Origin of the sequence: Actinomadura barringtoniae (assembly GCF_017573505.1) — a bacterium.
GTDB classification, from domain to species: domain Bacteria; phylum Actinomycetota; class Actinomycetes; order Streptosporangiales; family Streptosporangiaceae; genus Spirillospora; species Spirillospora barringtoniae.
In genome coordinates this window covers 14,610-35,236 of record NZ_JAGEOJ010000002.1, presented here as the reverse complement: position 1 = coordinate 35,236, position 20,627 = coordinate 14,610, and the positions used below count along the sequence as shown (strand labels likewise).

Sequence of the window (20,627 nt, the reverse complement as noted above, 5' to 3'; positions counted from 1 at the left end):
GAATTCGACAGGGCAGGTGGGACATGAGGCAGAGCCGCTCGGCGGACCCGTGGAGCACGTTCCTCACGACCTCGGGACGGGGCGGCGGCCCGGGCAACCCGCACATCGAGCCTGAGCGCAGGGACCTGGCCGGTCTGCCCGACGACTGCCGCCGCGTGCTGAACCAGCTGGACGGCGGCCCGCGCTCGGTCGAGCAGATCCACCACGCGACCGGCCTCGGCCTGCTGGAGGTCGCCGACGCCGTCGAGGCGCTGCGCGACCGCGGCCTGGTCACGGTCGAACGCGAGGTCGACGAGGTGGTCCGGCGGACCTGATGATCGGATACGTCGTCGCGGTGCTGCTGAGCTGCCTGGTCGGCGTCGCCGAGCTCATCAGCCGTTACCGCGATCACCCGGCCAAGCTGGTGCGCGTCCCGAGCACCTGGGCGTACGTTCTCATCAACGGGGGCGCGGCGGCGGGTTCGCTGTTCCTGCTCCACACCTTCCACTGGGAGTTCGGGGTGAAGTCGGCGGCGACCGCGGCCGCCACCCAGGTGCTGGCCGCCAGCCTCGGCTCCATGATGATCTTCCGCAGTGCCGTGTTCACGGTGCGGGTCGGCGACGAGGACGTCGCGGTCGGCCCGAGCACGCTGCTGACTTCGCTGCTGTCGGCCGCCGACCGCGGCGTGGACCGGATGCAGGCGCGGATCCGGGCGCAGGAGGCCAGCGAGATCATGCGGGACATCTCGTTCGCCAAGGCCCGCCTCGCTCTGCCGACGTACTGCCTCGGGCTGCTCGCCAACGTGTCGGCCGAGGTGCAGGCGGACCTGCGCACCGCCGTCGACGCGCTGGCGGGCAGCGGCGACGACATGACCGACCGGCAGAAGGCGCTGAACCTCGGGCTGCTGCTGATCAACGTGGCCGGTCCCGACGTGGTCGGCGAGGCCGTGAAGGCGCTGGGGGAGGAGATCCGGACGACCCCGGCGATCCCGATCCCCGAGCCGCGGCGCGAGCCGCCGAACGAGGTGAACGGCGACGGCGGTGCCCGCGTGGAGCACGCCCGCTCCCGCCCCGACGGCACATAAAACGCCGATCTTGCTCTCAGCGCCCCGTTTCGGTGCGGTAAGGGGCGCTGAGAGCAAGATCGGCGTGTTGGTGGGTCAGTGGTAGGTGTGCTCCTGGGCCGGGAAGGCCCCGCCCACGACCTCGTCGGCGTACTCGCGAGCGGCGTCGCCGAGCACGGTCTGCATGTCGGCGAACTTCTTGACGAACTTGGCGGTGTGCGGCGTGAGGCCCGCCATGTCCTGCCAGACGAGCACCTGCGCGTCGGTGTCGGGGCCCGCGCCGATGCCGATGGTCGGGATCGACAGCGAGGCGGTGACCTTGGCGGCCAGGTCCTCGGGGACGCATTCGAGCACGACCGAGAACGCGCCCGCGGCCTCCAGCGCCTTGGCGTCGGCCATGAGCTCGTCGCCCGCCTGGCCGCGGCCCTGCACGCGGTAGCCGCCGAAGACGTTCACCGACTGCGGGGTGAGGCCGAGGTGGCCCATCACCGGGATGCCGGCGGCGACCATCGCCTCGGCCTGCGGCAGCACGCGCCGGCCGCCCTCGAGCTTCACGGCGTGCGCGCCGGTCTCCTTGAGGAAGCGGGTGGCGGTGGCCAGGCCCTCGGTGACGCTGGCCTGGTAGGAGCCGAACGGCAGGTCGGCGACCACCATCGCGCGCTGGGAGCCGCGGACGACCGCGGCGGTCAGCGGGATGAGGTCGTCGACGGTCACCGGGATCGTCGAGTCGTAGCCGTAGACGACCATCGCGGCGGAGTCGCCGACGAGCAGCACGGGGATCCCGGCCTCGTCGAACACCCGCGCGGTGAGGGCGTCGTAGGCGGTCAGCATGGGCCACTTCTCGTGGCGTTCCTTGGCGGCGGCGATGTCGCGTACGGTGACTCGCCTGTTGCTCTTGCCGCCGTAGAGCGCGGTCGGCTGAGCAGGGGAAACAGAAGAAGACACGGCAAACCTCCACGTCTCGAGGCGCCACTGCGGCGTACCCGGACTGCATCGACGATGCCATAGACACAACGATTGCGATAGCCCATCGGATTCCCCTGTGGACCCGGGTGCCGTAGATCACTCCACCGGCCATGGCATTTCGAAACGATACGGTTGCGTATCGCAGAATTCGGGCGTACCTTCATTACGAAACGAATCCGTATCGCAGGTTCTTCCCGGCCGCCCGTACGAGGGCCCGGGGGTTCCGGGGGAGTGCAGTGGATCAACAGGCAATCCAGCGGCGACGCTGGTACATCCTCGGCGTGCTGACCTTCAGCCTGCTCGTCGTGGTGCTCGACAACACCATCCTGAACGTCGCGCTGAAGACCATCGCCGACCCCGACAAGGGGCTCGGCGCCACGCAGAGCCAGCTCGAGTGGTCGATCAACTCCTACACGCTGGTCTTCGCGGGGCTTCTCTTTACTTTCGGCGTCCTCGGCGACAGGTTCGGGCGCAGGCGAGTGCTCATGGGCGGCATGGTGCTGTTCGCGATCGCCTCGCTGGCCTCGGCCTACGCCCAGAGCCCCGAACAGCTCATCTGGGCCCGCGCGCTGATGGGCCTCGGCGGCGCCGCGATCATGCCGCAGACGCTGTCCATCATCACCAACGTCTTCGAGCCGCAGGAGCGCGGCCGCGCGATCGGCATCTGGGCCGGCGCGGTCGGCCTCGGCGTCGCCATCGGCCCCCTCACCGGCGGCCTGCTGCTGCAGCACTTCTGGTGGGGCTCGGTCTTCCTGATCAACGTGCCGGTCATCGCGGTCGGCCTCGCGCTCATGGCGTTCCTGGTCCCCGAGTCGCGCAACCCGCAGCACGGCGGCCTGGACCCGGCCGGGGTGCTGCTGTCGATCGTCGGCCTGGTCGTCCTCTCGTACGGCATCATCCAGGGCGGCGACAAGGGCGACTGGCTGTCGCCGGCGGTCCTCGGGCCGATCGCCGCGGGCTTCATGGTGCTGGCGCTGTTCGTCTGGCACGAGGCGCGCACCGAGCACCCCGCGTTCGACGTACGGCTGTTCCGCGACCCGCGGATGTCGGCGGCCGTCGCCTCCATCGCGCTGTGCTTCTTCGCCGCAGCCGGGGTGTTCTTCTTCACCAACTTCTACATGCAGTCGGTGCGCGGCCTCAGCCCGCTGGAGTCCGGCGCGATGGTGCTGCCGTTCGCGGCGGCGCAGCTCATCTTCTCCACCCGCAGCGCGGGCATGGTGCGCCGCTTCGGCGCCAAGGCCGTCTGCACCGTCGGCCTGCTCCTGGTCACCCTCGCGCTGGTGCTCTACCAGTTCGTGAACGTGGACAGCCCGCTGTGGGTGCTCGGCGTCATCTTCTTCATCCAGGGCACCGGCATGGCCAACGTCATGCCGCCCGCGACCGAGTCGGTCATGTCGGCGCTTCCCCGCGAGAAGGCGGGCGCGGGCTCGGCCATCAACAACACCGCACGCCAGGTCGCGGTCGCGCTCGGCGTCGCGGTCCTCGGTTCGGTCGTCGCCTCGTTCTACCGCGACGGCGTGAAGAACGACGTGATGTCGCTGCCGGCCGGTGCGCGCGACGCCGCCGGCCAGTCCGTCGAAGGCGGCAACCACGTGGGCAAGGCCCTCGGCCCGGCGGGCCAGACGCTGGTCGACCACGCGAACCAGGGCTTCATGAACGGCATGCACGCAGCCGCGATCGCCGCCGCCGCCATCGCGTTCCTCGGCGCCATGGTGGTTCTGAAGTGGATGCCGGGGCGTAGCGTGGATCCCGCGGGCGAGACGGCCGTTCCCGTGCCGCAGGACGAGCGCACTCCCGCCGAGGTGTGAAAGCGTGAGCAGCCATGACTGAGACGACGCAACGCCCAGGCGGCACCCGGTCGCCTGGGCGTCCGCGCAGCGAGAAGGCCGAGAAGGCCATCATCGAGGCCACCCTCGACCTGCTCGCCGAGGAGTCCGGGGTGGCCGGCGTGTCGATCGAGGCGGTGGCCGCCCGTGCCGGGGCCGGCAAGACCACGATCTACCGGCGCTGGTCCAACAAGGAGGCGCTGATCGTCGACGCGCTGGCCTCGGTCAAGGCGCCGCTGACGCGGCCCGCGGGCGAGTCGGTGCGCGAGGACCTGCTGGCCATCGCCCGGTCGATGCGTTCGGAACGGCACCGCCAGCACGCCAAGTGCTTCTGGAACGTCGTCGGCAGCGCGGAGAAGCATCCCGAGCTGTACGCGCGCTACCGCGAGCACGTCATCGAGCCGCGCCGCGAGATCATGCGCGAGGTGCTGCGCCGCGGCGTCGAGCGCGGCGAGGTGCGCGCCGACCTCGACCTGGAGGTGGCGATCGCGATGCTGACCGGCTCGATGAGCACCAAGACCCCGCAGGACGAGCTGCCCGCCGACTACCCCGACACGGTCGTCGAGGTGCTCCTGCGCGGGATCGCCACCGACGCCGGATGACACGCCGAATAACGGGGAGGCGGCGAACGAGCCCCGTTTTCGGCGTGGTAGGGGTGATCTTCTCCCCTCAATCCCGCTTCATGCTCCATACTGGCGCGAGGGGACCGGTTGGAACGATCGGCTGTCTGGAGCGCGTGAGGTGACATCCATCATGGCGCCGCGGGGCGAAGCGACCGCCGCCGACTCGGCGTCGCGCACGCTCGTCCTCGGTATCGACGGCGCCGGACAGATCGTGCAGTGCGGGCCGAATGCCGAGGCGGTGCTCGGCCGTGCGCCTGGCGATCTCATCGGCAGGTCCGCGTCGGCGCTCGTCGACGACGACTCCAAGGCCGATCTCGAGGGCCTGCTGGAGGCTGTCGCGGGCGGCCAGGAACGCCGCGCCGTGCTCAGCGTGCGGCGCGGTGACGACACGACCGACGACGCGGTGGTGACCGCGCAGCCGCTGGTCGGCGGCGAGGCGGCCGACACCCCCGTCGCGCTGCTGTTCGTGCGCGTCGCGCTGCCGCCGAGCGAGCGCTATCAGGACCCCGCGCTGATGAGACGCGCGCTGATGGACGATCCGCTGGCCCGCTTCGGCGCCTCGCTCGACCTCGACCAGACCGCCAAGGGACTGGTCGACGTGATCGTCCCGCACTTCTGCACGACCGCGTCCGTGCTCGTCCTGGAGAGCCTGGTCGCCGCCGACGAGGTGCACAGCGAGACCGGTTCGGCCGTGCTGCGCCGCATCGCGGTGACCTCCGACGACGGCAACCCCGCATGGACCGCGACGTTCCCGGTCGGCGAGGTCCTGGTGTTCCCCGAGGGCACGCCGTACCGCGAGGTGCTCGACACCGCCCGCCCCGTTCACCTGCCGCACGTGGACATCCAGGTCGCGGACGACATCGCGACCAAGTGGCGGCGCAGCCCGGTCGGCAAGCTGCTGAACGGCGTGTCGATGGTGCTGCTGCCGCTGATCGCCAAGGACACCCTGCTCGGCTTCATCGCCTGCACCCGCGTGCCCGGCTTCCGCAAGTTCGACGCCTACGACGTCGAGATCGGCATGGAGTTCGCCTCCCGCGCCGCGATCGTCATCGACAACGCGCGGCTGTTCAGCCGCGAGCGCGCGACCGCCCTCACCCTGCAGCGCAGCCTGCTGCCCAACCGCCTGTCCGCGCCCTCCTCGGTCGAGGTGCGGCACCGCTACCTGCCCGGCAGCAAGCTGGTCGAGGTCGGTGGTGACTGGTACGAGTCGATCGCGCTGCCCGGCGCCCGCGTCGCCCTCATCGTCGGCGACGTCGCGGGTCACGGCGTGCGCGCCGCCGTCACCATGGGCCGCCTGCGCACCGCCCTGCACACCCTCGCCAACCTCGAACTCCCACCCGCCGACGCGCTGCACGTCATGCACGAGCTGATGATCGAGCTGGGCGAACAGGAACCCCACTTCGCCACCTGCGTCTACGCCGTCTACGACGCGACCACGGGCTCCCTGGAAGTGGCCTCCGCGGGCCACCTCCCACCCCTGCTGGTCGGCCCCGAAGGCACCAACGACTACCTCGACGTCCCGCCCGCCCCACCGCTGGGCGTCTCCGGCGGTACGACCATCGAGAGCCGCGAGTTCACCGTCGAGGACGGCAGCGTCTTCGTCATCTACACCGACGGCCTGGTGGAGAACCGCGGCCGCGACATCGACGACGGCCTGGCCCGCCTGCGCGGCATCTTCGGCGCGGACACCGCCGACCGCCCCATGGAGGACCTCGCCAAGGCGACCCTCGCCGGCGTCTACGCCGACCAGCACCGCGACGACATCGCCGTCCTCATCGCCCGGCTGCGCCGCCTCCCCGAGGAACAGTGCGCCTCCTGGACGCTGCCCGCCGACCCGGCCGCCGTACGCCGCGCCCGCGGCCTCGTCCGCGCCAAGCTCGCCGAGTGGGACCTGGACGACCTCTCCTACACGACCGAGCTGCTCGCCTCCGAGCTCATCACCAACGCCCTGCGCTACGCGCCCGGCCCGATCGAGCTGCGCCTCCTCCTCGAACGCACCGTCATCTGCGAGGTCCTCGACCGTTCCGCCGCCCTGCCCCGCCTGCGCCGCGCCGCCGACGACGACGAGAACGGCCGCGGCCTCCTGGTCGTCAGCCAGCTCGCGCACCGCTGGGGCACCCGCCGCACCGCCGCAGGCAAGGTCGTCTGGTGCGAGCAGATCGTCCCCGGTGTCGACCCCGACCCCCGCGAGCCCACCGCCGTCTGGCCCGGCGAGAACCACCACCGCGAATGACCTCGCGATGACGCTGCGCGGAGCGCTCGGCTAGTCCTCGGTGGCTCGTTCGCGCCAGCGGTTGGTGATGGGGACCCGGCGGTCGCGGCCGAAGTTCTTCGGGGTGATCTTCGGGCCGGGCGGGTACTGGCGGCGCTTGTACTCGGCGAGGTCGACCAGGCGGATGACGCGTTCGATCAGGGCCGGGTCGTGGCCGGCGGCGATCAGGGCGTCGCGGCCCATGTCGCGTTCCACGTAGTCGATGAGGAGCGGGTCGAGGATGTCGTAGGCCGGGAGGGAATCGCTGTCGCGCTGGTCGGGGCGCAGCTCCGCCGAGGGTTCCTTGGTGATGATGACCTCGGGGATCGGCTCCTGCTCGAACGGGTGCAGGAACGGCAGGTCCGAGCCGACCTGGGTGTTGCGCCAGCGGGCCAGGTTCCAGACCATCGTCTTCACCAGGTCCTTGATGGGACCGAAGCCGCCCGCCGAGTCGCCGTAGAGGGTGGAGTAGCCGGTCGCCAGCTCGCTCTTGTTGCCGCCGGTGAGGACCAGGTGGCCGTACTCGTTGGACAGGCCCATCCACACGTTGGCGCGGATGCGGGCCTGGAGGTTCTCGGCGGCGAGGCCGGTGAGGTCCACGTGCTTCTCGAACGCCTCGACCATGTCGGCGATCGGGACGATGCGCGAGTGCAGGCCCTGGCGCTTCACCAGGTCCTCGGCGTCGGTGACCGAGCCCTCGGAGGAGTAGCGGCTGGGCAGCAGGACGGCGTGCACGTTCTCGGGGCCGATGGCGTCGGAGGCGATCGTGGCGACCAGGGCCGAGTCGATGCCGCCGGACAGGCCGAGGATCACCGAGCGGAAGCCGTTCTTGCGCACGTAGTCGCGGGTGCCGAGGACCAGGGCCGCGTAGACCTCGGCGAGATCGTCGAGGGGCTCGGTGACGGGCTGCGGCAGAACGTCGTACGCGGGCCCCGGGTCCTCGGAGAGGATCTGCCGGTCGATGGTGATCGTGGTGCCGTCCATGGCGTTCACCGGGAAGTGGCCGGGCTCCAGGGCGGGGTCGGCGGCCGGGAGCGCCAGGTCGGCGATCAGTAGTTCCTCGGTGAACTGCGGGGCGCGGGCCAGCAGCGAGCCGTCGGCGCCGACGACGATCGAGTCGCCGTCGAAGACCAGCTCGTCCTGGCCGCCGACCATGTTGACGTAGGCGAGCGCGCAGCCGGCCTCGCGGGCGCGCTGGGCGCACAGCCCGAGGCGGAAGTCCTCCTTGTCGCGCTCGTACGGGGAGGCGTTCAGGGAGAGCAGGAGGCCGGCGTTGGCGGTCTCGGTGACGCTGACCGGGCCGCCGTCCTGCCAGAGGTCCTCGCAGATCACGGTGGCGACGTCCACGCCGTGCACCCGGACGACGGGCAGCCGGTCGCCGCGCACGAAGATGCGGTACTCGTCGAAGACGCCGTAGTTCGGCAGGTGGTGCTTGGCCGAACGGATCAGCACCTTGCCGTCGTGCAGCCAGGCGGCGGCGTCGAGCGGCGAGCCGGCGGGCTGGCCCGCGCGCACCAGGCTGACCGTGCGGCGGTCCAGGTAGCCGACGATGACGGGCAGGTCGCCTAGGCCCTCGTCGGCCAGGCGGCGCGCGGTGCGTTCGAGGGCCCGCTGGGAGGCCTCGACGAACGACTTGCGCAGCGCGAGATCCTCCACCGGGTAGCCGGTGAGCATCATCTCGGGGAAGACGACCAGGTGGGCGCCGGCCTCGGCGGCCCTCCTGGACCATTCCACGATGACGTCGCCGTTGCCGTCGAGGTCGCCGACGGTCGAGTTCACCTGTGCGAGCGCGATCCGGAGTTGAGCCACGTTCACCAGAGTAAAGGACGACCCCGGGGTTTCGTCAATGTGACGAAAAGTCGGCGCGGCGCCGGATGGCCGGCGCGAGCATCCACTGGGACAGCCCCGCGACCAGGCCGAGGGCGCCGCACGTCAGCCAGAGCGCGGGCGCGCCGATCTCCAGCAGCCGGGTCCCGCCGAGCGGCGCCAGCAGGAAGCCCGCCGACCACGCCATGCCCCACAGGCCCCCGTACCGGCCGCGCAGGTGCGGCGGGGCCAGGTCGGCGACCAGGGCCTTGGCCACCGCCGCGACGGTGATCTCGCCGATCGTCCAGATCAGGACGATCGTCGCGTATGCCCACAGGCTGGTGGCGAACGCGAACATCCCGAACCCGACGCCGACGACCGCCATGCCGACCGACAGCACCAGGCTGTGGTTCATCCGCGACAGCCACGCGCCGACCAGCGGCTGCACAGTGACGATCACGATGCCGTTGACGGCGATCACGACCCCGTACGAGGCCGGACCGAGGCCCTGCTCCTTCATCGCCAGCGGCATCGTCGTCATGCACTGCATGAGCACGAACGTGTAGGCGAGCATGGTCAGCGTGCAGGCGACCATCAGCCGGTCGCGCAGCACGTCCTTGAACCCGCCGGGCTCGCCGTCGTCCTTGCTCTTGTCCGGGCGCGTCTCGGGCAGCGCCCGCCACACCAGGACGCCGAAGAGCACGCAGGTGACCGCGTCGATCCAGAACAGCGTGAGATAGCCCTGCCGGGCCAGCGTGCCGCCCAGCACCATCGAGAACGTGAAGCCCAGGTTGATCGCCCAGAAGAGCAGCCCGTACGCGCGCGGGCGCTCGGCGGGCGAGATCAGGTCGGCCACCATCGCGTCCGAGGCGGGCCGGTACATGTCGATCGTGAGGCCGAGCGCGACCGCCGCGGCGACGACGGCGGGCACGCTCTGCGCGTAGCCGAGCGCGAGCATCGACAGGCCCGTGGCGACCATGGAGAACGACAGCGTGGCACGCCGCCCGATGCGGTCGGCCATGCTGCCGCCGATCAGCTGGCCGACGATCGAGCCGGTGCCGAAGATCGCCATCACGATGCCGGCCTCGCCGAGCGAGAGGCCGCGCGCGGTGGTCAGGTAGAGGCCGAGGAACGGCTCGACCATGGTGCCGAGGCGGTTCAGGAGCGTTCCGGCCCAGAGCGTCCAGAACGAGCGGGGGAAGCCGCCGACCCGGGGCTGCAGGAACGCGGCGACGCGGGAGGACGGCTCGGTGGCGGTGGTGGGGGAGGTGTCGTCCAGAGCGGTCACATTTACGATCTTCATACGGGTCGCGAGGCGCCGAAACTCATTTAGCCTGGGCTAAATGATCCAGTTCAGGTTCGGTGCCGACGACATGGCGAGGCTGCGTTTCGCCTTCTCGCCGCAGTGGGAGGTGATCCATGCCCTGCGCGTCATCGCCGAGCCCTCCAGCCGGGCGCTCCACCTGCCCTGGGTCCATCTCGTACGGCCCCGGCTGCGCGGCCTGGACCTGGACCTGCTGCGCCAGTGCGTCCCGGCGACGGGCTATGTGGCCGACTTCCTGACCCCGCCGCCCGAGACCCCGCTGCCCGACTTCGCGATGGAGCTGGAGACGGTCCGCGCCACCCCACTGGACGTCGTGGCGCAGGAGCTGGAGGTCTTCGAGCACGCCAGCGGCCGTTCGGTGATGTCCGACCGTCCCGAGACCGCCCTGCGCCTGCTGACCGAGCAGATGGAGGCGTTCTGGACGGCCGCGCTGGAGCCGTACTGGGAACGGATCAGGGACCTGCTGGAGGGCGACGTGCTGCGCCGGGCCCGTGGCCTGGCGGCGCAGGGCGCCGAGGGGGTCTTCGCCGACCTGCACCCCGGGGTGGTCTGGCACAAGGACACGCTGGACATCGATCGCAGCTGGGACCTGCGGAGCGACCTGCGCGGACGCGGCCTGCTGCTGGTGCCGAGCGCCTTTGTCTGGCCGAACGTCTCGGTGATGGCCCCGCCGTACCAGCCGATGCTCAGCTACCCGCCGCTCGGCGTCGCGACGCTCTGGGAGTCGGCCCCGGCAGCCCCGCCGGACGCCCTGGCCGCGCTGATCGGCCGCAGCCGGGCCACGCTGCTGGCCGTCCTGAGCAGCCCGACCTCGACGACCGAGCTGGCCCGCCGCCTCAACGTGACGCCGGGCGCGGTCAGCCAGCATCTGGGCGTGCTGCGGGCGAACGGCCTGGTCATCGGCCACCGGCTAGGCCGCCGCGTCCTCTACGTACGGACCAAGGCCGGCGACGCCCTCGCCTCCTCAGCGGAGTGAAGCTGGTCTCAGCGCAGTGAGGCCAGGCCGTCCAGGCGCTTGCGCTGTCCTGGAACCAGCATCGGCATGCCGTCGATGCTCAGATCGCTGCCCGGCGGGCGGTAGCGGCCGGACTCGGTGAGCCAGTCCAGGTGGGCGCGGGGCGCGTCCAGCAGCGCCCGTACGACCCGGGCGGAGGCGGACCGCTGCTCCGGCGACAGCCGCAGCCGGTCCAGGTCGTCGCCCATCATCCGCGCCCCGGCCTGAACGTCGCCGACCCGGTGCGCGACATGGTCGATCACCCAGCCCGCGGCCTGCGGCGTCTCGAAGCCGTAGGCCTCGGCCAGGACGGTCACCTGGTTGTGCACGTCGCCGCGCGCGGACTCCCGGGCGTGCGAGGCCACGTCGTTGCACCAGGCCAGAACGTCCGCCGTGCCCTCCAGCAGCGCCTTCCAGGAGGGCGTTCCGCGCAGGCTCGGCGGCAGCTCGACCCCCAGCACGGGTTCGATCAGGTCGAACAGGAACGGGGCCGCCGCCCGCCGCCGCAGCGCCGGATAGTCGTCCAGCCCCGGGACCTGGCCCATCCGCCGGTTGACGGCCTCCTCGGCGCAGCCGGCCCGGTGCTCCTCCAGGTGCATCAGGAACCGGCGCCGCCAGTCACGGCTCATCCCGGGCACGGTCGCCCGCCACAGCTCGACCCCGGTGGCCTCCAGCGGCATCGCGCCGGGCCTGGCGTGGCCCCGGCGGACCGCCTTGAGCAGGTCCTCGAACAGCGCGTCCACGGCGGTGGCGCTGGTGCCGAGCGGCGCCTCGTCGATCGCGTCGTCCAGCGCGAACGCCCAGGTCAGCCAGCGGGCGAACAGCTCCACCCGGTCCAGTTCGGCGGTCGGGAACACCCGCGCCGCCAGCCGCTCGAACCGGGCCCGCCCCAGAGGCGAGGTGTCCGGGTCGCCGAGCACCAGCCCGCGCGCCCGCGACCACGCCTCCAGCCGCTCGCCGAGCGGCCAGGCGTCCGGATGCAGCACCGACGGCGCCCCCAGGGCGGGGACCCGGTCGGTCAGCGAGAGCAGGAGAGAGACGTCCACGATGAACATCACGGTAGTGATCGATTCGGACACGATCCGATGATCGCCACGTCAATTTTGGGGAAACGGGCATGACCCTTGGGGGGACCCGGCGACTCCCCGAGCCGCCGCTGACATGGCATGATTCGGTGATCTCGATCGACTTTGGAGGAAACGTGTCCGGACGATCTCCCCGCCGCCTCGCGCTGGCGGCGGCCGGCCTGGCGGCGCTCGCGCTCACCGCGTCGGCCTGCGGCAGCGGCGACTCCGGCGTGACGGTCCAGGGTGCCAAGCTCATCAAGAAGGGTGAGCTGACCACCTGCACCCACCTGCCCTACCCGCCGTTCCAGTCCATCCAGGGCGGCAAGGTCGTCGGGTTCGACGTCGATCTGATCGACCTGGTGGCCAAGAAGCTCGGCGTCACCCAGAAGGTCGTGGACACCCAGTTCGAGACGATCAAGACCGGCTCGGCGCTGAACGCCGGCAAGTGCGACCTCGCCGCGGCCGGCATGACGATCAAGCCGGACCGGGCCAAGCTCATCGACTTCACCAAGCCCTACTTCGACGCCACCCAGGCGCTCATGGGCAAGAAGGGCCAGCAGTTCACCTCGCTGGACGAGGTGAAGGCCAAGAAGCTGAAGGTCGGCTCGCAGAGCTCCACCACCGGCGAGGAGTACGCGCACGACAACAAGATCGACTCGGTCTCCTTCAAGGACTCGCAGGCGCTTCTGAACGGCCTGCGCACCGGCAAGGTCGATGTGATCATCGAGGACTACCCGGTGGTCACGGGCTGGCTGAAGGACCCGGCGAACTCCGCCTACGCCGTGGTCGCCAACTTCAACACCGGTGAGAAGTACGGCTTCGCGGTCCGCAAGGACAAGAACAAGGGCCTGCTGGACATCATCAACCAGGTCATCGACCAGTCCCAGAAGGACGGCTCGTACAAGACGATCTACGAGAAGTGGATCGGACCGATGCCGAAGACTCAGTCGTGACCGCTCAGGAGGTCAAGGCGGCGCCCGGCGGCGGTATGACCCGCCGGCAGCGCCGCCGGCTGATCATGGGCGGCGAGTACGCGATCTTCGTCGCGGTCATCGTCGTCCTGGTGCTGCTGGCCGACTGGAGCAGCATCCACCGCAACTTCCTGGACTGGCACCAGATCAAGCAGCTCTTCCCCGACATCATCACGGTCGGGCTGCGCAACACGGTGATCTACACCGTCACCGGTTTCGCGCTGGGCCTGGCCGCCGGGCTGGTGCTGGCCCTCATGCGGCTGTCGTCGGTGCTGCCCTACCGCTGGTTCGCGATGGCCTACATCGAGATCTTCCGCGGCCTCCCGGCGCTGCTGATCTTCATCTTCGTCGGCGTCGGCGTCCCGCTGGCCTTCCCCGGGACCAACCTGCCCGGCGGGGTGTACGGGCAGGCCGGGCTCGCACTCGGCCTGGTCGCCGCCGCCTACATGGCCGAGACCATCCGGGCGGGCATCGAGGCGGTGCCGCGCGGCCAGATGGAGGCCGCCCGGACGCTCGGCATGTCGCAGGGCAAGGCGATGCGGTCGATCATCCTGCCGCAGGCGCTGCGGATCGTGATCCCGCCGCTCACCAACGAACTGGTGCTGCTGTTCAAGGACTCGTCCCTGGCGCTGTTCATCGGCGTCTCCCTGCAACAGCGGGAGCTGGCCAAGTTCGGGCAGGACCTGGCGAACGAGAAGGGCACGACCACCCCGATCGTCGTCGCCGGCGTCTGCTACCTGGTCATCACCATCCCGCTGGGCTACCTGGCCCGGCGCCTGGAGGCACGGCAGCGGAGGGGCCAGCGATGAGCGAGCTGGAGGCGTGCGGCGTGCGCTGGACTGAGGAGCCTGCGACGAGGGAAGCGCGCGCCTTGAGGCGCGCCGGAAGCGAGCGGGTGGCGCTGTGAGCGAGCTGGAGGCGTGCGGCGTGCGCTGGACTGAGGAGCTTGCGACGAGGGAAGCGCGCGCCTTGAGGCGCGCCGGAAGCGAGCGGGTGGCGCGATGAGCACCGATGTCGAGGTCACAGGTCTGCACAAGTCGTTCGGCGACCTGGAGGTGCTGAAGGGGATCGATCTCAAGGTCGAGCCCGGCGAGGTGGTCTGCATCATCGGGCCGTCCGGGTCGGGCAAGTCGACGCTGCTGCGGTGCGTGAACCTGCTGGAGGAGCCGAGCTCGGGCACGGTACGGGTCGGCGGGACCGAGCTCACCGACCCGGACGTGGACATCGACGCGGCCCGGCGGCGGATCGGGATGGTGTTCCAGTCGTTCAACCTGTTCCCGCACCTCACCGCGCTGGGGAACGTCACGATCGCCCAGCGCAAGGTGCTGAAGCGGGACAAGGACGAGGCCGAGCGGATCGGCCGGGACAACCTGAAGCGGGTCGGGCTGGCCGACAAGGTCGACTCCTACCCGGCGCAGCTGTCGGGCGGCCAGCAGCAGCGGGTCGCGATCGCGCGGGCGCTGGCGATGGGGCCCGAGGTGATGCTCTTCGACGAGCCGACCTCGGCCCTGGACCCCGAGCTGGTCGGGGACGTGCTGGCCGTCATGCGCAAGCTGGCGGTGGACGGGATGACCATGCTCGTCGTCACCCACGAGATGAGCTTCGCCCGCGAGGTCGCCGACCGGGTGGTGTTCATGGACGGCGGGGTCGTCGTCGAGCAGGGCCCGCCGTCCCAGGTGATCGCGAATCCGAGCCAGGAGCGGACCAGGTCGTTCCTGGCCCGCGTGCTCAACCCGGCCAAGGTCGGCGAGGAGTAGGAACCCCAGTAGGAACAGTCGTACGAGCATGCCCGGTTTCCCTCGGGGAGGCCGGGTATCGGCCCTGTAACGTCCACGAAACAGCGCCGGGGCATACTGCAAGGTAGCCGGACCTGTCGCTTCCAGCGGAAACTCCCGTAAATCGACGGCCGGCATGGCATCGGCAAGGCGAACGTGTAGGGAGAAGGCTTTGGACCGTCAGCAGGAGTTCGTGCTCCGCACGCTGGAGGAGCGGGACATCCGTTTCATCCGGCTGTGGTTCACCGACGTGCTCGGGTTCCTGAAGTCCGTCGCCGTCGCCCCGGCCGAGCTCGAGGGCGCCTTCGCCGAGGGCATCGGCTTCGACGGCTCGGCGATCGAGGGCTTCGCGCGGGTGTACGAGGCCGACATGATCGCCAAGCCCGATCCCTCGACGTTCCAGGTGCTGCCCTGGCGCTCGGAGGGCCCGGGCGTGGCCCGCATCTTCTGCGACATCCTGATGCCGGACGGCACGCCGAGCTTCGCCGACCCCCGCTACGTGCTGAAGCGCGCCCTGGCCAGGGCCGCCGACCTCGGGTTCACCTTCTACACCCACCCCGAGATCGAGTTCTTCCTGCTCCAGGAGCGGCCCGAGGACGGCCGCGAGCCGGTGCCGGTCGACTCGGGCGGCTACTTCGACCACACCCCGCACAGCGCCGCGCACGACTTCCGGCGCAGCGCGATCATGATGCTCGAGGCGATGGGCATCTCGGTGGAGTTCAGCCACCACGAGGGCGCCCCCGGCCAGCAGGAGATCGACCTGCGCTACGCCGACGCGCTCACCACCGCCGACAACATCATGACCTTCCGGCTGATCATGAAGGAGGTGGCCCTCGAGCAGGGGGTGTTCGCCTCGTTCATGCCGAAGCCGTTCACCGACCATCCCGGCTCGGGCATGCACACCCACATGTCGCTGTTCGAGGGCGACCGCAACGCCTTCTACGAGCCGGGCGCCGAGTTCCAGCTCTCCAAGGTCGGCCGCGCGTTCATCGCCGGCGTGCTACGCCACTCGGCCGAGATCACCGCGGTCTGCAACCAGTGGGTGAACTCCTACAAGCGCCTGTGGGGCGGCGTCGGCTCGACGGCCGCCGCGGGCGGCGAGGCCCCCTCCTACATCTGCTGGGGCCACAACAACCGTTCCGCGCTCATCCGCGTGCCGATGTACAAGCCCCAGAAGGGCCACGCGACCCGCATCGAGTTCCGTTCCCTCGACACCGCCGCCAACCCCTACCTGGCGTTCGCGGCGATCCTGGGCGCGGGCCTCAAGGGCATCGAGGAGGGCTACGAGCTCCCGCCGGGCGCCGAGGACGACGTGTGGGCCCTCACCCCCGCCGAACGCCGCGCCCTGGGCATCGAGCCGCTGCCGCAGAACCTGGACGAGGCCATCCACGCCATGGAGCGCAGCGAGCTCATGGCCGACGTCCTCGGCGAGCACGTCTTCGACTTCTTCCTGCGCAACAAGCGCGCGGAGTGGGAGGACTTCCGCCGCCAGGTCACCGAGTACGAGCGCAAGCGCCTCATCGCCGTCCTCTGACGGGAGCGCCCAACGGGTCGGCCGCTCAACGGGGTCAGTCCAGGAGGGTCTCGCCGAGGTCCCAGGCGCGGAGCTTCGCGCCGCCGAGGCCGAGGCCCACTCCGCTGACGCCGCGGGCACCGGCGGTGGTCACGCCCTTGCGGGTGCCGTGCAGGAAGACGACGCTTCCGACACCGTCGCTGTCGGCGGCGGGCAGGCCCACCGAGAGATCGCCCAGGCCCTCGCCGGTGAGGTCGGTGAGGGTGAGGGCGGCTCCGAACGCCTTCCCCGTGCGGGGAGGGTGCGGGACGCCCGGGGTCGCCAGGGAGAACGTCTGAGCCGCGTTCGCGGCCAGGCCGCCCTTGGCGCCGTAACGCAGCTGCACCTGCCCGGTGTCGGCGTTCTCCTCGCCGGTGCTGAGGGCGACGTCGGCCTTGCGGTCGCCGTTGACGTCGCCGACGGCCAGCGCTCCGATCCCGTCGGGCAGCGTCCGGCCGACCTGCTGACGCCTGCCGAAGCCGGTCCCGGTGCCGTAGAGCACCGAGATCCCCGCCGATTTCGCGCTGTCGACCACCAGGTCGGCCCGGCCGTCACCGTTCACGTCGCCCGCCGCGCCCGCGAGGCCGAGCCAGCCCTTGCCGAACCTGGTCTTCTTGGTGCTCAGCCCCTTGGCGGTGCCGAGCCGCAACTCGCCCCACGAGTCGAAGTAGTCACCGTCGCCATAGACGCCGACCATCATCGCCAGGTCGGTGCGGTGGTCGCCGTTGAAGTCGGCCGCGATCGGCTTCGGCGCGTACTCGGAACCCTTGTTCGCCACCGCGGTCCTGGTGCCCTTGACCGCCTTCCTGCCGATGTCGCGGAACGTCCAGAAGCCCTTCTCGTCCGCGACGACCAGGTCCAGCGCGCCGTTGCCGCCGAAGTCGCCCACGGCGGGCGCGCCGGCCCAGAGCCTGCCGGGGATCTTGAGCGTCACCGTGCGGCCGGTCAGGCCTCGCGGGCCGCCGTAGACGATGACGATCGGCGCGGACCGGGTGCCGGTGGTCAGCACCAGGTCGGCGTAGCCGTCCCGGTCGAAGTCGCCCGAAGCGATGTCCTGACCGAACGAGCCGTTCGTCCGCACGGTCCCGGGGACGCCGGGGCTGTTCGCGGTGATCGCCTGCCGCCTGCGCCGGTCGGGACCGCCGGGGCCGCTGTAGACGACGGCGATGAGCCCGGCGTCCCACTTGCCGTCGACGAAGGCGGACATGTCGGGCGCCACGGTGTCGCGGCGTCCGTCGCCGTTGAAGTCGCCGGGCAGCGCGGGCCTGTGCGCCGGCTTGACGGCGGCGACCTGGGCGACCTGGGCCGCCTGCCCGGCACCGCCGTTCTGCGTGATGGCGAGGGCCGCCACGCCGCCGAGCGCGAGGGCGGCGGCCGCCGCCGACCCGAGGGTTCTCTTCTTCATGTCTCCCCGCTTCGGTGTGGTTCAGGGCAGGAGGTAGCCGCCGATCACCGGGCTGAGCTTGGCGATGCCCAGGGATCGCGGGCCGAAGTTCCGGACGCCCCTCACCGTGATACCCGCACGCGAGCCGGGGAAGGCGTAGATCCAGCCGTCGGTCTCGTTCTCGCCGCGGACGCCGACGGTGAGGTCGGCCTTACCGTCGCCGTTGGCGTCATAGAACGACAGGGCGGAGCCGAAGGCGTCGTAGTTCTCGGCGTTGCCAGGGACTCCCCTGGAATCCTGGGTGAGGACCTTCGCGCCCTTGGCGACCAGGCCGCGCCTGCTTCCGTTCAGCACCGTGACCTTGCCGGCCATGGGGTGCCGGGAGACCGCGGCATGGTCGTCGCCGAGCGCCACGTCGGCCATCCGGTCGCCGTTGGCGTCCCCGACGGCCACCGTCGCGGTCTCCGGTGTCCTCCGCACGGCGTTCTGCGGCTTGCCGAGCCCCGTTCCGGTCCCGAAGAACACGCCCAGGCCCACGGTCCTGGTGTCGCCGGTGACCCGGTTGACGACCAGGTCGGCCCGGCCGTCCCCGTTGACGTCCCCGGCCGCGGCGCCGTTGCCGACCCCGAAGCCCGACCCCTCGCTGGTCCAGCCGCGCGCGAAGACCTTCGGCGCGCCCAGCCCGGTCGGGGTGCCGAGCCGCAGTTCGGCGCGGGCCTTGGAGATCGAGCCCTCGTTGTGGATGCCGGTGGTCACGACCAGGTCCGTGCGGTGGTCGCCGTTGTAGTCGGCGGCGACGATGTTGGCGACCGCGCCGTTCTCCTCGTCGACGTCCTTCTGGACGACCGTCCGGACGCCGGGAACGGCCTTGGCGTGCACGTTGGCGAACGTCCAGAACGACCCGCCCTGAGAGGCGACCAGGTCCGGGCCGTCCTTGCCGTCGAAGTCGCCGGCCTGCAGCTTCAGCACGCGGTACCGCAGGCCCTGCGGCGTCAGCGTGACGGTGCGGGAGGTCAGGCCGCGGGGCCCGCCGTACACGATCACGATCGACCGGGCCGCGCGGCCGGTGCCGACGGCGAGGTCGGCGTAGCCGTCGCGGTCGAAGTCGGCGCCGGCCAGGGACGCGCCGAACTCGGCCTGGTAGCGCGCGTCCCCGGGGACACCGGGGGAGTCCTGCGTGATCAGCTGGTGCCGGGCGGGGTCCGCGCCCGCGGGGGAGCCGTAGACGACGCTGACGAGGCCCGCGTCGCCCTTGCCCGCGACGGTGGCCTCCGGCGCGGCGATCGCCAGGTCCACCCGCCCGTCGCCGTTGAAGTCGCCGGGCCTCGCGGGCTTGCGCTTGGTGGCGGCGGCCTGGGCGACGTGCTGGGCGGCGCTGTTCTGCTGAACGGTCAGGACGGCCACGCCGCCGAGGGCGACGACGGCCGCGGCGGCTCCGGCGGTCGTGGTGGCCATGTGCTTGTTCACGAGCACTCCTTGGAGCCGGGTCAGTCCATGAGGCCGGCGCCGAGCTGGATCTGCCACGCGCCGAGGTCGAGCTGCTTGCCGTTCAGCGTGACGACGCCGCGCATGGTGATTCCGGAACGGGTGCCGCGGAAGAAGTTGAGGGTGCCGACGCTGTCACCGGGCGGGACGCCGCCCGCGGTGAGATCGGCCAGCCGGTCGCCGTCGAGGTCGGCGAGGACGTAGCCGCGGGCGAACACGCCCTTCGGGGCTCCGGGCGTCTTGCGGCCCAGCGCCTGCATCCCCTTGGTGGTGAGGCCGCCCTTGGCGCCGAAGAGGACGGCGACGGCGTTGGACAGGACCTCGGTCGCCAGATCGGCCTTGCCGTCGCCGTTCACGTCGGCAAGGGACATGTGACCGCCCAGGTCCCTGCCCAGGGTGATGGTCTTGACCGGGCCGAAGCCCGTCTTGGTCCCGAGGCGGACGGCCAGCTTGCGGGTGAGGACGTTGGCCGGGCGGTCCTCGTTGACCAGGTCGGCCTTGCCGTCGCCGTTGACGTCTCCGGTCGCGGCGGTGAACCCGAGGCCCTTCTTGCCGTACACCTTGCCCGGGCCCAGCCCCTTGGGGGAGCCGAGCCGCAGCTCACCCCAGTTCGGGATGTCGTCGCCGTCGCCGGAGTCCTTGGCCACCACGAGCACGAGGTCGTCGCGGTGGTCGCCGTTGAAGTCGGCCGCCTGCAGCTGGTAGAGGCCCTTGCTGTTCGGGGCCTTCACCGTCGTCGTCACGCCGCGGACGGCGCGCTTGACCGGGTCCATGAACGTCACGAAGGTGTGGCCGCTGCCGAGGACGGCGATGTCGGGCCTGCCGTTGCCGTTGAAGTCACCGACGGCCATCGAGTCGCCCTCGAACTGGGTGCCGACGGTCTGCGTGGTGAGGACGACCTTGCGCCCGGTGAGGCCCTTCGGCCCGCCGTAGACGATGACGACCTTCGACTTCGGGACGTCGCGCGCGGCCACGACCAGGTCGGCGTAGCCGTCCCGGTCGAAGTCGGCCGACAGCGGCGCGGTCGCGCTGTAGGCCTCGGGCTTGCGGAAGCCGAGCGCGGCGGGGGTGAGGACCTGCCGTCCCACCGGGGACGGGCCCTTGGCGCCGGTGTAGACCACGTTGATCATTCCGACCGGGCGCTTGTCCGGGCCGCCCGGGTTCCCCGGCTGGGTCGTCCCGGCGGTGTCGGGGCGGCCGTCGCCGTTGAAGTCGCCGGGCTTGGCGGCCTTGCCGAGCGCGGCCGAAGGAGCCGAGGCGGGCGCCGCCTTCTGGGTGTCATCGCCCGTGGCGCCGACGGCGGCGACGGTGCCGAGGGCGACCGCGAGGCCGGTCGCGGCGCCGATGACGGGGAGATGCTTGATGGCCATGAAGGGGGAGCTCCAGTGAAGATCGATGATGCAGGGAGGACGCCCCAAGATCATTCAGGGTTTACCGGTCGTTCGCCGTGGTTTTCGGAGATCGGTGACGTTTCCGTGTCGTGAGTGGGCCAATGGGACGCCGCGGACGAAGCGGCCGCCGGTCTCTACGCAATCGAGATCTTCCGGCTGTGGCCTTCGCC

Annotated in this window: 17 protein-coding genes; 10 read left to right on the top strand and 7 right to left on the bottom strand. The window is 71.0% G+C overall.

What is annotated here, in order from left to right; all coding sequences use genetic code 11:
* Positions 1-23: 23 nt before the first annotated feature.
* Both J4573_RS04055 and J4573_RS04050 read left to right on the top strand, forming a co-directional pair.
* Positions 24-314, top strand: a complete 291-nt coding sequence (locus tag J4573_RS04055; RefSeq protein ID WP_208253874.1) for a hypothetical protein — start codon at positions 24-26, stop codon at positions 312-314.
* Positions 314-1,063: a hypothetical protein gene (locus J4573_RS04050; protein ID WP_243772466.1), complete on the top strand. Its 750-nt coding sequence runs from the start codon at positions 314-316 to the stop codon at positions 1,061-1,063. Before J4573_RS04055 ends, J4573_RS04050 begins: the two co-directional genes overlap by 1 nt.
* A gap of 75 nt (positions 1,064-1,138) precedes the next feature.
* Here the strand turns inward: J4573_RS04050 and panB are convergent, their stop codons facing one another.
* Positions 1,139-1,987 (bottom strand): 3-methyl-2-oxobutanoate hydroxymethyltransferase, encoded by an 849-nt coding sequence (gene panB / locus J4573_RS04045; protein WP_208253873.1) that lies wholly within the window; start codon positions 1,985-1,987, stop codon positions 1,139-1,141.
* A 257-nt stretch (positions 1,988-2,244) separates the two neighbouring features.
* On the opposite strand from panB, the gene J4573_RS04040 reads away from it, so the two are divergent.
* The 3 genes from J4573_RS04040 to J4573_RS04030 all read left to right on the top strand — a co-directional run bounded on the left by J4573_RS04040 (position 2,245) and on the right by J4573_RS04030 (position 6,690).
* Positions 2,245-3,816 (top strand): MFS transporter, encoded by a 1,572-nt coding sequence (locus J4573_RS04040; RefSeq protein WP_307796482.1) that lies wholly within the window; start codon positions 2,245-2,247, stop codon positions 3,814-3,816.
* Between the two features lie 14 nt (positions 3,817-3,830).
* Positions 3,831-4,436 carry a TetR/AcrR family transcriptional regulator gene (locus J4573_RS04035; protein WP_208253871.1) on the top strand — a complete coding sequence of 202 codons (606 nt, stop codon included), beginning with the start codon at positions 3,831-3,833 and terminating at the stop codon, positions 4,434-4,436.
* 151 nt (positions 4,437-4,587) lie between these two features.
* Positions 4,588-6,690 carry a SpoIIE family protein phosphatase gene (locus tag J4573_RS04030; RefSeq protein ID WP_208253870.1) on the top strand — a complete coding sequence of 701 codons (2,103 nt, stop codon included), beginning with the start codon at positions 4,588-4,590 and terminating at the stop codon, positions 6,688-6,690.
* Between the two features lie 30 nt (positions 6,691-6,720).
* On the opposite strand, the gene J4573_RS04025 is transcribed toward J4573_RS04030, so the two are convergent.
* On the bottom strand, positions 6,721-8,517 hold the full coding sequence (locus J4573_RS04025; protein ID WP_208253869.1) for an NAD+ synthase: 1,797 nt from the start codon (positions 8,515-8,517) through the stop codon (positions 6,721-6,723).
* Between the two features lie 34 nt (positions 8,518-8,551).
* Positions 8,552-9,802, bottom strand: a complete 1,251-nt coding sequence (locus tag J4573_RS04020) for an MDR family MFS transporter (RefSeq protein ID WP_307796481.1) — start codon at positions 9,800-9,802, stop codon at positions 8,552-8,554.
* Between the two features lie 55 nt (positions 9,803-9,857).
* On the opposite strand from J4573_RS04020, the gene J4573_RS04015 reads away from it, so the two are divergent.
* On the top strand, positions 9,858-10,814 hold the full coding sequence (locus J4573_RS04015; RefSeq protein WP_208253867.1) for a DUF5937 family protein: 957 nt from the start codon (positions 9,858-9,860) through the stop codon (positions 10,812-10,814).
* An 8-nt stretch (positions 10,815-10,822) separates the two neighbouring features.
* Here the strand turns inward: J4573_RS04015 and J4573_RS04010 are convergent, their stop codons facing one another.
* Complete coding sequence (locus J4573_RS04010; protein ID WP_208253866.1) at positions 10,823-11,911, bottom strand: terpene synthase family protein; 1,089 nt, start codon at positions 11,909-11,911, stop codon at positions 10,823-10,825.
* A 122-nt stretch (positions 11,912-12,033) separates the two neighbouring features.
* On the opposite strand from J4573_RS04010, the gene J4573_RS04005 reads away from it, so the two are divergent.
* The 4 genes from J4573_RS04005 (at position 12,034) to J4573_RS03990 (ending at position 16,179) form a co-directional block, all read left to right on the top strand.
* A complete protein-coding gene (locus J4573_RS04005) occupies positions 12,034-12,852 on the top strand; it encodes an ABC transporter substrate-binding protein (RefSeq protein ID WP_307796480.1) in 819 nt (272 codons plus the stop codon).
* Positions 12,849-13,679, top strand: coding sequence for an amino acid ABC transporter permease (locus tag J4573_RS04000; RefSeq protein ID WP_307796479.1), 831 nt, complete (start codon positions 12,849-12,851; stop codon positions 13,677-13,679). Before J4573_RS04005 ends, J4573_RS04000 begins: the two co-directional genes overlap by 4 nt.
* Before the next feature lie 192 nt (positions 13,680-13,871).
* Positions 13,872-14,627 (top strand): amino acid ABC transporter ATP-binding protein, encoded by a 756-nt coding sequence (locus J4573_RS03995; RefSeq protein ID WP_208253864.1) that lies wholly within the window; start codon positions 13,872-13,874, stop codon positions 14,625-14,627.
* Positions 14,628-14,817: 190 nt separating this feature from the next.
* Entirely contained in the window at positions 14,818-16,179 is a 1,362-nt protein-coding gene (locus J4573_RS03990; RefSeq protein WP_208253863.1) for a glutamine synthetase family protein, read from the top strand.
* A gap of 34 nt (positions 16,180-16,213) precedes the next feature.
* Here J4573_RS03990 and J4573_RS03985 read toward each other — a convergent pair whose 3' ends face one another.
* Genes J4573_RS03985 through J4573_RS03975 form a run of 3 tightly spaced genes read right to left on the bottom strand, consistent with a single transcriptional unit; the run spans position 16,214 to position 20,436 of the window.
* Positions 16,214-17,602, bottom strand: a complete 1,389-nt coding sequence (locus J4573_RS03985) for an FG-GAP repeat domain-containing protein (protein ID WP_208253862.1) — start codon at positions 17,600-17,602, stop codon at positions 16,214-16,216.
* A 21-nt stretch (positions 17,603-17,623) separates the two neighbouring features.
* The gene (locus tag J4573_RS03980; RefSeq protein ID WP_208253861.1) at positions 17,624-19,048 is read right to left on the bottom strand and encodes an FG-GAP-like repeat-containing protein; all 1,425 of its coding nucleotides are present in this window, start codon (positions 19,046-19,048) and stop codon (positions 17,624-17,626) included.
* A gap of 20 nt (positions 19,049-19,068) precedes the next feature.
* Positions 19,069-20,436, bottom strand: a complete 1,368-nt coding sequence (locus J4573_RS03975) for an FG-GAP repeat domain-containing protein (RefSeq protein ID WP_208253860.1) — start codon at positions 20,434-20,436, stop codon at positions 19,069-19,071.
* Positions 20,437-20,627: the final 191 nt, after the last annotated feature.